This window comes from Pseudoalteromonas sp. SG45-5 (assembly GCF_014164085.1).
In the GTDB taxonomy this organism is placed as follows: domain Bacteria; phylum Pseudomonadota; class Gammaproteobacteria; order Enterobacterales; family Alteromonadaceae; genus Pseudoalteromonas; species Pseudoalteromonas aliena.
Map to the genome: position 1 here is coordinate 40,739 of NZ_JACJEM010000033.1, position 11,527 is coordinate 52,265.

10 protein-coding genes and 1 tRNA gene are annotated in these 11,527 nt (G+C 37.4%); 5 read left to right on the forward strand and 6 right to left on the reverse strand.

Annotated features, from left to right (window positions below):
* Positions 1-101: 101 nt before the first annotated feature.
* Positions 102-1,073 (forward strand): FHA domain-containing protein, encoded by a 972-nt coding sequence (locus H5119_RS11980; protein ID WP_182702397.1) that lies wholly within the window; start codon positions 102-104, stop codon positions 1,071-1,073.
* Positions 1,074-1,164: 91 nt separating this feature from the next.
* On the opposite strand, the gene H5119_RS11985 is transcribed toward H5119_RS11980, so the two are convergent.
* The 4 genes from H5119_RS11985 to H5119_RS12000 all read right to left on the reverse strand — a co-directional run bounded on the left by H5119_RS11985 (position 1,165) and on the right by H5119_RS12000 (position 4,320).
* Positions 1,165-2,340, reverse strand: a complete 1,176-nt coding sequence (locus H5119_RS11985; RefSeq protein ID WP_077536801.1) for a mandelate racemase/muconate lactonizing enzyme family protein — start codon at positions 2,338-2,340, stop codon at positions 1,165-1,167.
* Positions 2,341-2,366: 26 nt separating this feature from the next.
* A complete protein-coding gene (locus tag H5119_RS11990; protein ID WP_182702398.1) occupies positions 2,367-3,134 on the reverse strand; it encodes a class II aldolase/adducin family protein in 768 nt (255 codons plus the stop codon).
* A 141-nt stretch (positions 3,135-3,275) separates the two neighbouring features.
* Positions 3,276-3,599: a c-type cytochrome gene (locus H5119_RS11995; protein WP_077536799.1), complete on the reverse strand. Its 324-nt coding sequence runs from the start codon at positions 3,597-3,599 to the stop codon at positions 3,276-3,278.
* A gap of 181 nt (positions 3,600-3,780) precedes the next feature.
* Positions 3,781-4,320: a DUF2058 domain-containing protein gene (locus tag H5119_RS12000; RefSeq protein WP_138584540.1), complete on the reverse strand. Its 540-nt coding sequence runs from the start codon at positions 4,318-4,320 to the stop codon at positions 3,781-3,783.
* 198 nt (positions 4,321-4,518) lie between these two features.
* Here H5119_RS12000 and H5119_RS12005 point away from each other — a divergent pair, with 198 nt between their 5' ends.
* On the forward strand, positions 4,519-5,667 hold the full coding sequence (locus tag H5119_RS12005; protein ID WP_182702399.1) for an MFS transporter: 1,149 nt from the start codon (positions 4,519-4,521) through the stop codon (positions 5,665-5,667).
* On the opposite strand, the gene H5119_RS12010 is transcribed toward H5119_RS12005, so the two are convergent.
* Together H5119_RS12010 and H5119_RS12015 are read right to left on the reverse strand one after the other, a co-directional pair.
* Positions 5,634-6,134: a prolyl-tRNA synthetase associated domain-containing protein gene (locus tag H5119_RS12010; RefSeq protein ID WP_182702400.1), complete on the reverse strand. Its 501-nt coding sequence runs from the start codon at positions 6,132-6,134 to the stop codon at positions 5,634-5,636. The two genes, H5119_RS12005 and H5119_RS12010, sit on opposite strands and share 34 nt — an antisense overlap.
* Before the next feature lies 1 nt (position 6,135).
* Complete coding sequence (locus H5119_RS12015; RefSeq protein ID WP_077536795.1) at positions 6,136-6,531, reverse strand: hypothetical protein; 396 nt, start codon at positions 6,529-6,531, stop codon at positions 6,136-6,138.
* Between the two features lie 165 nt (positions 6,532-6,696).
* Between H5119_RS12015 and H5119_RS12020 the strand changes: the two genes are divergently transcribed.
* From H5119_RS12020 to H5119_RS12030, 3 genes are all read left to right on the forward strand, one after another.
* A tRNA-Ala gene (locus H5119_RS12020) sits at positions 6,697-6,772 on the forward strand.
* Between the two features lie 160 nt (positions 6,773-6,932).
* Positions 6,933-8,195, forward strand: coding sequence for a PotD/PotF family extracellular solute-binding protein (locus H5119_RS12025; RefSeq protein ID WP_182702401.1), 1,263 nt, complete (start codon positions 6,933-6,935; stop codon positions 8,193-8,195).
* A 137-nt stretch (positions 8,196-8,332) separates the two neighbouring features.
* Positions 8,333-11,407, forward strand: coding sequence for an ATP-binding protein (locus tag H5119_RS12030; RefSeq protein WP_259399042.1), 3,075 nt, complete (start codon positions 8,333-8,335; stop codon positions 11,405-11,407).
* The last annotated feature ends 120 nt before the right edge of the window (positions 11,408-11,527 follow it).

The window sequence follows — 11,527 nt, forward strand, 5'->3', positions numbered from 1 at the left end:
TTATGTTAACCATTAGTTTAACTTCAAAGGTCAAATAATTGCAATCTATTGATATTATTTAACTATAATAAAGAATAACAACTGGAAATAAATGATTAATTATGGCCATTTTAAAACACACTAAATCGCAAAAAAACTTATATTTACGTGCCTTTCATCGCTTTGGTAGATTAGCGCATTCTGTAGATACTTTTCTTGATTTCCCTGAGGTCACACGTATTCATGCCGTAATTGAGTGGCTTAATGAGCAATGGTATATCAATGATTTAAGTAAAAATGGGGTCTGGTTAAACGACATTAAAATCACCACAAACCAAAATACACCTTTAAAACAAGGCGATAAACTCAGTTTTTCACAAATCAATAATTTGATGTATCACGTTACTTCGGTAGAGCCGCCGCGAGATTTACTGTTTCCGGTAAATGAATCACAAGAGCAAATCATATACCTAGAGCAATACCACTTTTTACCTAATAATAAGCACCCTGAAGTTATTTTGCATTTCGATTCACAGCAGCACTGTTGGTATTATGAAGACATGCATGAACACTTACAACAACCAATTAATGATGGTCAAGATTTGCGTGTTGGCAACAATGTATGGCGTTTATTTCTAGCTGGCGCAGCCACCCAAGAAAAAACAGTCGAGCTAAAAGCACAGCCAAGTAATAACTTGGAATTTATTTTTAACCTCAGTCTTGATGAAGAGTTAGCCGAGCTTAAAATTAAAAGTCAGACAGCACTACTCGATTTTGATGTTCGCTCACATCACTATCTCACCCTACTATTGGCGCGTTATAAGCTACAAGATATGCAGAATGGCTTTGAAGCAGATACACAAGGGTGGGTACAAGTTAAAAAGCTAGCTAAGGATTTGGGGATCAGTGAAGCACATGTAAATATTCAAATTCATCGCGCACGCAAACAATTTGTTGAACTACTAAATAATGAAATAATACCTAGCGCATTAATAGAACGAAAACGCGGCAAAGTTCGCTTTGGCGGTAAGTTATTTACCATTTATAAAGGCAAAAAAATAGAATCTTCTAATTTAGAAAATACTATTGAATAAATAACAATTAACTAGGAATATAATTACTTATAAACCAATAGTCCCGCAACCAATGAACATTGGCTGCGGGACTTTATTATGCTTTGCTGAACTATTTTATTTCTACGCGCTGAGAGCGCATAACAATCTCGTCATTTAATTCAATACCAAGACCGGGCTCTTCTGATACTTCAAAAAAGCCATTTTTAGGTTGTGGATCTTGCAAGCACAATTCGCGGTTCCACTTTTTAATCGCATAAGTATGATGCTCATGAATCAAAAAGTTAGGTATCGCTGTTTCTAAATGCAGTGAGGCTGCTGTAGCAACTGGGCCACCACATACATGCGCCTGAATACGCACATCAAAAATATCAGCGTAGTCGCATACTTTTTTAGTTTCGGTAAAACCACCACATAAGCCAATATCTGGTTGTAGAACATCAATACTTTGATCTTCTAAGTACGGACGCACACCCCAGCGATTATACAGACGTTCGCCACCAGCAATAGGCACTGACACTTTGTCAGCCACTTTTGCGTGCAGTGAATGGTTTAAGTAGTTAACTGGCTCTTCAAAATACATACAGTCAAATTCTTCTGCAATTTCACCCAACTGAATGGCTGTGGTAACACCTGGTAAGCTGTGGCATTCAAAAATAATATCAACTTCGTCGCCCACGGCTTCGCGAATAGCTTGCATGCGTGCACGGTAAAGTTTCATTTCAGTACGTGAGATTATTTTTGTACGGTCGTAATAAGTATTGCCATCTTTATCGTACTGAATTGGATCTACTTTTACCGCATCATAACCTTCAGCCATCGCTTTTAAAGCAGCTTCTGCATATTCTTGCGGCTGTACTAGCGCTTTAAATTCGCTATCCCAGTCAAACTGTAATTGCGATGCGTATGTACGCAGTTTGTCGTTAACTTTACCGCCTAATAATTGGTATACAGGTAAACCAAGCGCTTTACCTTTAATATCCCAAAGTGCGGTATCAATTGCGCTCATTGCGGCATATACAACAGGCCCGCCGCCTAAGCCCCAAAAGCTCTCACGTAACATACGTGACCATAGTTTTTCGGTTTGAAACGGGTCGTGGCCGATTAAAAAGGCGTCGGCCATTTCTTTAATCATAGCCGCTGCAGCACTGTGTCCTAAATCGTAAGCAAGGCCCGCTTCGCCAACACCACTAATGCCTTCATCAGTATGAATACGTACAAACACCGGTGTCCAAGAAGGTCTATCAGGACAGTGAATATCAAATACTTCAACGCGATTTACTTTCATTTAAATTCCTTATTAACCGCTATGGGTTATTTTGCAAAACTAGGGTCAAGTCGATACGCTTTACGTAACATCGCAGGCCACGCAAGTTGCCCGCCAGTGCTGCCACTGTGTACTACGTTTGCTTGATTATAAATATTGTCGATTATAGGTTGCGGTACTTCAATAACCTCTTGCGAGCTTGATTGTAGTGCTAGTTGTATTTCACACGCTCGCTGTAAATCATAAAAGCGCATAAACGCATCGCCTACCGTTGGGCCTACTGTTAGGCCACCGTGATTGACTAATAACATATGGTTAGTGCTGCCTAAATCGTCTTGCAGCACTTTTCGTTCATCGTCGTTTACCGCAAGCCCTTCGTAGCCATGATAAGAAAGCGATAGCAGTGAAAACATTGAATACTGGCTAAGCGGTAATAAACCTTTTTTTTGCGTGGCAACAGCAATTGTTTCTTTAGTATGAAGATGAATAACACAATGCGCGTCTTCACGAACTTCATGAATCGCACTGTGAATGGTAAAACCTGCAGGGTTAATACTAAACGGCGTATCGTCGATAATATTACCATTTAAATCGACCTTCACTAAATTAGACGCAGTTACTTCATCAAAAGTTAAACCAAAGGCATTTACTAAGTAATGATCGGTGCCAGGCAAACGTGCTGATAAATGTGTATAAATTAAATCGCCCCAACGAAAATGATCAACCAGCCTATAACATGCCGCTAAGTCAATACGCAGTTGCCACTCTTGTGCTGATACTTTATTTTTTAAATCAAGTTGAGGTAAATCAAACATATTAAACCTTTTCAAAGCGTACATTGTTAATCAGTACAAATAGATGTTTAGAAGTCTAAAGCAGTCTTTATTTTATAGCAAACACAAACAAAACAGCCACACTATTGTGTGGCTGTTTATAAAACTAAATAACTGCGTAAATTATTTTACGTTAGCTAGGTAATCTGCAATTGCGTCAAACTCTTCATCAGTCACTGTTGCAACCATTGCTTTCATGGCCATAGACATACCGTTGCTACGCGCGCCTGATTTAATGTCTTTCATTTGTGCAACTAAATAGTCTTTATTTTGACCATTTAGTTTTGGGTACATACCCATAATTGGTGCTTTACCTTCAGCGCCATGGCAGGTTTGACAATTTTTAGCTGTATAAAGTGCAGCGCCATCAGCGGCAGCTGCATTAAACGAGAAGCTTGCGGCTAAACTAATACCCGCGCCTAGTAGTAGTGTTTTCATCTTGCTCATTGTATTTACTCTTCTTTTTTAACGGTTAGAAAAAACTGTTCTATTGATTGTAGTAAACAATCAAATAAAAAGCATACGTACGAAACGACGCTAGACGATCAACTTAACCAAACTGCTAACTCGTTCCTACTCATTTTTATATACCTTAGCAAATAAAAATGAGCTTACCCTTAATAGCTTATTACCAAACTATATCATCGGGTACTTCAAAATCTGCGTATGGATCGTCTTCGTCTTTTGGTTTGTTTTCTGGCTCTACATGAAAAACAATATACTTTTCGTCAACTTCAGCCACTTTGCGTGCTGGTTCGTCGTCTAAAACGTAAAATTGCCCTTCGAGTACACATATAGCTAAACGACCACCCGATAACGCTTTTTGCGTTTTTTCGTTTACGTCGATATTTTTTACTTTATTTTGATAAGTAAAATTAAATGTGCGCTCACCACGAATAGCGTCTTGGTTATGATGCTCTAAAATTTGCTTAACCCGCGCTTCTTGCTCGCGCTGCTTTAAATCACCTTGACGTGCTTGATTGAGCTCTTCAGCCTTTTTTTGCTGCTCTAGCTTAGTTTGTTGAATATGCTTTTGCAGATCACTTGGGTTACTTGTAGCCCCTTTCTTTTGCTTTTTTTGTTGCTTACGTTTTTCTGATTTAGCAACTTTAGCATTATGCGATGTTGTTAATCCTGCTTGAAGCAATTGGTCTTGTAATGAACCCATGGCTTTGTTCCACTAAAAACTAATATTAAGGTTATTTTAATCACCAACGAGTGCAAATAACAGCGCTATCGACATTAATCTAGCAAACTAGTTAAAACAAACCATGATGTAGCGCAAAATTAGTGGTTTTAATTATCAATTAAAGGCAATTTTTAATACACTACTGTGCAGTCAATAAGCAAATGTATAAGCCATATAATGCGTTTACCTCATCTACTCGTTTGCTCGGTATTTATCTTTTTTGTGCTTTATGCACCACAACCTCTACTCAGCCTTTTTGCGAACGAATTTAGTGTAGCCCCTGCGGTAGCCGGCAGCCTGATGACTGTAACTATGCTACCTTTAGCTATTGCACCGCTGGTTTATGGTGTACTTTTAGCAAAACATAACCCGCTGCTCATATTGCGTATTGCAATGGTTTTTTTAGGCCTAAGTTGTCTACTTTTTATTTATGTACCTAGCTTTGAGCTTTTATTGTTAGTTAGGTTTTTGCAAGGCTTAACACTTCCTGCGGCTTTAACTGCAATGACTAGCTATATAGGTATGAGCTATCGCGCCGATGCACTTCAAAAAAATATGACTCTTTATATAAGTAGCAGTATTATTGGGGGTTACTTTGGCCGCGTACTTGCCGCTTTGTTTAGCGATTTATGGCATTGGCAGAGCTTTTATTATGTTATAGCCTTTATGCTTATTTTTTTAGCTTTAACAATTAAACACTCTCGCTTTACAAATCCATCAACAAAGTCACAGCTTTTACCACTAGGTTACATTAAACAACTAAAAGAAGGCGCTGTACTTAAAGTGTATGGTGCCGTTTTTTGTATGTTTTTTTGCTTTGCCGCACTACTTAATTATTTACCATTTATATTGCAAAATACGTTTTTAATCACAAATACTCGCGATATTGGCTTGGTTTACAGTGGTTACCTAGTTGGTGCCCTCGCCTCTATTGCTGCGCCTTGGTTACTTAAAAAAGCCCCTTCAGCTTGGCACCTTTTAGCCGCTGTATTTAGCTTTTATAGTGTGAGTATTATTTTATTAATGAGCCACCAGCTTAGCTTGTTTTTAATCGCATTCACTTTATTTTGTGGGGCAATGTTTGTAATTCACTCAACCGCAGCGCCGCTTGTTAATAAAATAAGCAAAGCGCCACCTAGTGTAACCAATGGCGGATATGTATCGTTTTATTACAGTGGTGGCGCATTGGGTTCGTTATTACCCGGTGTGGTGTACCAACATTATGGGCAAACAGCGTTTATGCTTACTCTACTTACTGTTTGCTTATGTGGTTTATCGTTAATTGTGTGGGCCTATCTTGAGGGCAAAAATACAACGCGAGGCTGATGCTTTGTGTGATTAAAAAATATTTCTAAATCTGATTTATTAAGCAACCACGTTTGGGTGTTTTCAAACGGATGACAATGAAACAAATCTCCATGCCAAATATCTTGATCAACCCATAAGCTCACTTGATTTTGCTTATCATTTAAAAGTGCCAACATTGACACACACCTAGGTGCCACTTTTAAAAACCTTGCTAGTCGTTCACTTGATGCAAATCCTAAACGCGAAAGGCCCTGTTGCTTTGAAAGTGTTTTTAAATCCAGCTGCTTGTTATGCGCTGTAATCACTAAAAAATGTTGCTTACCTTCGTTATCACGTAAAAATAAATTTTTCAGTCGCGTACCAGGGCGCTTAACCATAAACTCATCAGCCGCTAAGCTTGTGTGTAACGGCGGGTGCTCTATTGCATCGTAAGTAATATCTAGGTGCGCTAAAAGCTCTGCTAACTCAGTTTTATCAGCCAACATATTACAAACAACGCCCTCTGAGCAGTACACTTAAGTCTCGCCACAATACTTCGCTTACTTCGTGTTTATTATCACAATACTGGCGCATTTTTAGCTCTTGGTTTAATAACTTAACAGCTTGATCCTCTAACTCCAGCTTTAAAACACTCGACTCTTCAAAATGTTCTTGCTCAATATATTTTTTAATTTCACTGCGGCTTGGCCTATTATTCGGGCCACGATCGAGTTCAAAGTTATCGCGGTGCTTTGCTTTTACCGAAACCACATAAGCAAATAACTTATTCCCTTGATCATCCTGTTTTTCGTGAAACTGTTTATTATTTATTTCAAAAGATGGTTCATTACTTGAAACGCAACCGGCGAGTAAAACCATGAACATTAGCGCGCATTTTTTCATTATTTTTATCGTTTTAGTTTTAAATTAAGCCAAGTCTATCAAAAATTGACGTAAACAGTGAAAATAGTAAAAAAAATACTTGACCAAATTTATAAAAAAACTTAAAGTTCGTCCCGCTTGAAACTCAGCAGTCAAGCTTTTATGTAATACATAAAATAGGAATGTGGGGCTATAGCTCAGCTGGGAGAGCGCCTGCCTTGCACGCAGGAGGTCAGCAGTTCGATCCTGCTTAGCTCCACCACTTTCCTACCCTTTCTGTAATATTAAAACTACCTATATTTTTATACCATAATTCATTAAATTTTTAGACTATCCTCATTTACAACTCGTCTATTTTAATTTGAGTCTTTACAAGTTCTTAGCTATACATAATGTCATATGTATTAATATTTAGGCTTGAAATGGACACCCCCAAGCGCTCCACACTAAAAAAACTTGCAACTCTAGGCTTAGCAGCCGGTGTAATTACACATGCTCCTTATGTTTTTGCTCGCAAAAAAATAACATTAAGAGTACTTGGTACGCATGTAACTTTGCAAGAAGCTATTCGCAAACAAGCAATGAGTGACTTAGGTATTGATATACAGTTTTCTCCTGCTGGCAGTGCTGCGGTCTTGCAAAAAGCCTCTATGGATCCCAGCTCATTCGATTTATATGAACAGTGGTCTAACAGTATTAATATACTGTGGAATGCAGGCTCCATTCAACCTATAGAAAAAAAACGACTGACTCACTTTAATGAAATAAACCCACTGACCAAAACTGGACGCCTAATGCCCAATGCTAATATTGGTGCGGGGGATGCCCCTTACAAATTATTAAATGTGCAAGCAGATGGAACATTAAGCTCACAAGAAAGCGACCACATCAGCTTTTTACCCTATGTACATAATGTTGACTCTTTTGGCTATAACACACAATTCATAAAACCTGGCATTGCTTACGAAACAGAAAGTTGGAGTTGGCTACTAGATGCTACCAATAAAGGCAAAGTAGGCATTGTAAATGCACCCGCTATTGGCTTATTCGATCTGGCATTGGCAGCTCAAAGCAAAGGGCTTATTACCTTTGACAATATAGGCGCGATGACTCGCGCTGAGCTAGATAAGCTATTTAGTATTTTACTTGATTTTAAACGCCAGGGTCATTTTAGTGGTTATTGGAACTCAGTTCCCGAGTCCGTCGAGTTTATGAAAAGTGAACGAGTACACATAGAAAGCATGTTTTCACCAGCGGTCTCAGCGCTAAATGGGCAAGGTGTAAATGTACGCTTTGCAGCGCCAAAAGAAGGCTATAGAGGCTGGCATGGCGTTATGTGTTTATCATCACAAACACAAAACAGTGTAAAAGATGCAGCTTACGATTATATGAATTGGTGGTTATCCGGTTGGCCTGGCGCTTTTATTGCTCGCCAAGGCTATTATATTAGTAATCCTCAACGCTCAAAACCCTTACTGTCGCCTCATGAGTGGGATTACTGGTACGACGGTAAAGCTGCAAAAGCTAATTTATTAGATACCAATGGAAAAATAGCAGTAAAAATGGGAGAACAACGTAATGGCGGCAGTTACCTTAAACGTTTTAGCAATGTTGCGGTATGGAATACAGTGATGCCAACATACGACTATAGTTTACAAAAATGGTATGAGTTGATTAGTCGCTAATGAAAATACATTCAATAAAATCAAAAATAGTTTTAGCTGTATGCCTCCTTACAAGCTTATTACTTTTACAAAGCTACTTATTTAATTACTCACAAAAATCGTTACTTAACACGCAAAAAATACAACACAGCGCCCTCATGCAAAGTGAAAGCGTCACTGACTTAGAAAATAATGTGGTATCGCTCCAAGGCCAAGCCATTGCCTATGTTAACAATGCAAATGAAAACACCATAGAGAACTTCAATTTTTATTTAAAAAAAGCCAATCTTAGTTTAAGTAAATTAAACATGAATGCCTCATCACACACCTCATCATATCAAGAAGAGCTAAAGCGCTTAAAAGAGTACCTCAATAATTATCAGGAAACATTTAGCCAAGTTGTTATTAATAGAACAAAGCGTGAGCAGCTCTACATAACACAATTTAAACAACCTATTGCAGAGCTAAAAGCACACATTATTAGCTTAGACACTTCAACAAAAAATGAAAAAAAAGCATTCTATACAAATATTTTACTCACCATAAGTAATTTGGAACATGCAACAGTCAGTTATCTTTATAAGCCAAATTTTGATAACGCACAAAATGTTAAGCAAAACCTTGAGCATTTGCACCTTAAATTATCGAGCATATCAAAAGAAAGTAACTCACTTATAAGTCATACCACTCAATTAAAACAAGCATATAATCAGCTTGTATTACTCACTCGTAGCTATACTTTTTCTATTAATGTTGTACTAACGGGTATTGAAAATGAACTGCTTTACTTAGCTAATCAAATTAAAGATGCAGAAAAAAGCAAATTAGATGAAGCTGAAAAATCACTCAGTTCACACTTAATCACCAATGCCGAGCAAGCAAACTTATTGGCCGTGTTAATTACCGTTATTCTTATTGTGGTGAGCTATTTTATTTTTAATAAAGTTATTAAGCCCATCACTCGCCTTACCGCTTTGCTAAATGATATGAATAACGAAAAAGCGGTCATTCTAGATTACGAAAGCAATAACCAAAGTGAAATAGCCTCAGCCATAAAGGCGGCGAATGCGTTATATACCAAAAATAAACAAACGAAAGAGCTACTCATCGAAACTCAAAGCTTGAACATACAGATGGAAGCCATGAATAAAGAACTCACTATTGCCATAACACAAGCTGAAAAAGCCAATCAAATAAAAGGCGATTTTGTTGCAAACATGAGCCATGAACTGCGTACTCCGATGAATGGAGTTTTAGGCATGTTACAGCTACTTAAAGACAGCTCCCTCCCTACAAAGCAACAACATTATGCAGACAAAGCCTTTTCTAGTGCGCACAATTTACTTCATATTTTGAATAATATTTTAGACTTTTCTAAACTTGACTCAGAAGAAGTAAAAATAGAAAGTATTCCATTCACACTCGACTCCATTGTTAATAACACCGCTAATTTATTTCAAGATACAGCAAACCAAAAGGGTTTAATTTTCGAATTTAGCTTACATACAGACCCAACTTTAGAACTAATTGGTGATCCTTTCTACTTAAACCAAATAATAAATAACTGTGTTGGGAATGCGATAAAGTTTACCGACCACGGGAAAATACAACTTATTATAGAAACTGTCTCTCAGCAAAAAAACATTATAAATCTACGATTTTGCATTAAGGATACTGGAGTCGGAATAAAGCAGGAGCAACTTGAAAAAGTGTTTAATTCTTTTTATCAGGGTGATGCTTCAACCACTCGTAAATATGGTGGTACAGGGCTTGGTTTAACAATAAGTCAGCAGTTTGCAAAAGTGCTTGGTGGGCATATACAAGTCAGAAGCCAAAAAAATAAAGGCAGTGAGTTTTATTTTACTTTGCCATTTACATTATCATCTCAGCATAAATCAAAAAAACGCGCTTTATTAATTGCTCCTAAAAAAGAACAAGTAACCAAGCTAATAACATTGTTAAGCGATATAAATATAACCCCTGAAACAACTAAAGAGCCACTACGTGCACTTGCTAAAATATCTCAACCTAACTCGCCCTTTGATATTGTTATTTTATCATTAACCCAGGATGAAGCAAAAAGCAGTATTATTTTACATAAACTAATTGAGAGCAGTCAGGCATTTGAACACGCTCTAAAAATAATTGTGATCATTACTGATACAGAGCAGCCTACTCTACAAGAGATACATAAAGATGTGCATGTTATAGCTAAACACTACAATGATTCTGATATTTTAAAGTTACTTGCTCCACAAAAAACGATAACAATCGCTAAAGATAAGGCTTTCAATAAATTTAAAGGATGCAAAGCATTAATAGTCGATGACAACCCATTAAACGTTGAAATTACAACCGCCATGCTGAAAAAGCTAGAGGTAGATAGTGTTGCTGCACTAAATGGACTAGAAGCGATTGAGTGCATAAAAAAAGAGACATTCAACATTATTCTTATGGATATCCAAATGCCTGTGATGGACGGTATTTCAGCCACAAAAAAACTAAGAGAAAGCGGCGAAACACTACCAATAATAGCATTAACAGCGGCGGTATTACCTGAAGATGAAAAAGCAGCTATAACAGCTGGTATGAATGACTTTTTAGCAAAACCACTTATTTTTGATACATTTTATGAGGTTATAAATAAACACCTTTCAGCAAATAAAGAGCCATCACTTGTTAATGTTTCGTTAGCGCTTAAAAATTTGGAGGGCAATGAACGTTTATTTAATAAACTGCTTATACAATTTTCTACTGATTACGAGGACTTTATAACAAAGTGCCAAGAATTTTTAGACGCTAATAACAATATAGATCTGGTGCGTAATATTCATACGATAAAAGGCCTAGCAGGAACTTTAGGATTAGAAAACCTAGAACACAACGCTAAAAAAATTGAATCACAGATTAAAAATAAAGACGTTATTTCATTTGCACAATTTGGAAAGCAGTTCGCCATTACCTTTCAAGCAATAGAGCAGTACCTATTAACCCAACAAATCCATAGTGATAATAGTTTGGATACCAATGCGGCTCTAAATGATGTAATAGAAGAGATATATGAATTAGCTATTAATGCCAAGCCTATTCCTAACAGCTTACTGAGCAATTTAGACAACTTACCATTTAAGCCACCTCACCCTATTCTTGGCCTTAAATCAGCTATTAATCACTTTAACTATCAATTAGTAATAGAGCTAATAATCAAGTTTAGAGAGAGGGATTTAAACTAGGGCGTGTTGACCTTTGTGGATTGAAATTTGTTCAATCTAGGGGCGATTTAATCGCGGCGCGAGGTTTGTAATCGAGTGGGCTCGGTAACTGCTCCTGCGTTACTCTAATGGCTTACATCC

What these genes read in the sequence shown, in the direction of transcription:
- H5119_RS11980 (WP_182702397.1), top strand. Translation starts at nt 102, where the DNA reads ATGGCCATTTTAAAACACACTAAATCGCAAAAAAACTTATATTTACGT.
- H5119_RS11985 (WP_077536801.1), bottom strand. Translation starts at nt 2,340, where the DNA reads ATGAAAGTAAATCGCGTTGAAGTATTTGATATTCACTGTCCTGATAGA.
- H5119_RS11990 (WP_182702398.1), bottom strand. Translation starts at nt 3,134, where the DNA reads ATGTTTGATTTACCTCAACTTGATTTAAAAAATAAAGTATCAGCACAA.
- H5119_RS11995 (WP_077536799.1), bottom strand. Translation starts at nt 3,599, where the DNA reads ATGAGCAAGATGAAAACACTACTACTAGGCGCGGGTATTAGTTTAGCC.
- H5119_RS12000 (WP_138584540.1), bottom strand. Translation starts at nt 4,320, where the DNA reads ATGGGTTCATTACAAGACCAATTGCTTCAAGCAGGATTAACAACATCG.
- H5119_RS12005 (WP_182702399.1), top strand. Translation starts at nt 4,519, where the DNA reads ATGCGTTTACCTCATCTACTCGTTTGCTCGGTATTTATCTTTTTTGTG.
- H5119_RS12010 (WP_182702400.1), bottom strand. Translation starts at nt 6,134, where the DNA reads ATGTTGGCTGATAAAACTGAGTTAGCAGAGCTTTTAGCGCACCTAGAT.
- H5119_RS12015 (WP_077536795.1), bottom strand. Translation starts at nt 6,531, where the DNA reads ATGAAAAAATGCGCGCTAATGTTCATGGTTTTACTCGCCGGTTGCGTT.
- H5119_RS12025 (WP_182702401.1), top strand. Translation starts at nt 6,933, where the DNA reads ATGGACACCCCCAAGCGCTCCACACTAAAAAAACTTGCAACTCTAGGC.
- H5119_RS12030 (WP_259399042.1), top strand. Translation starts at nt 8,333, where the DNA reads ATGCAAAGTGAAAGCGTCACTGACTTAGAAAATAATGTGGTATCGCTC.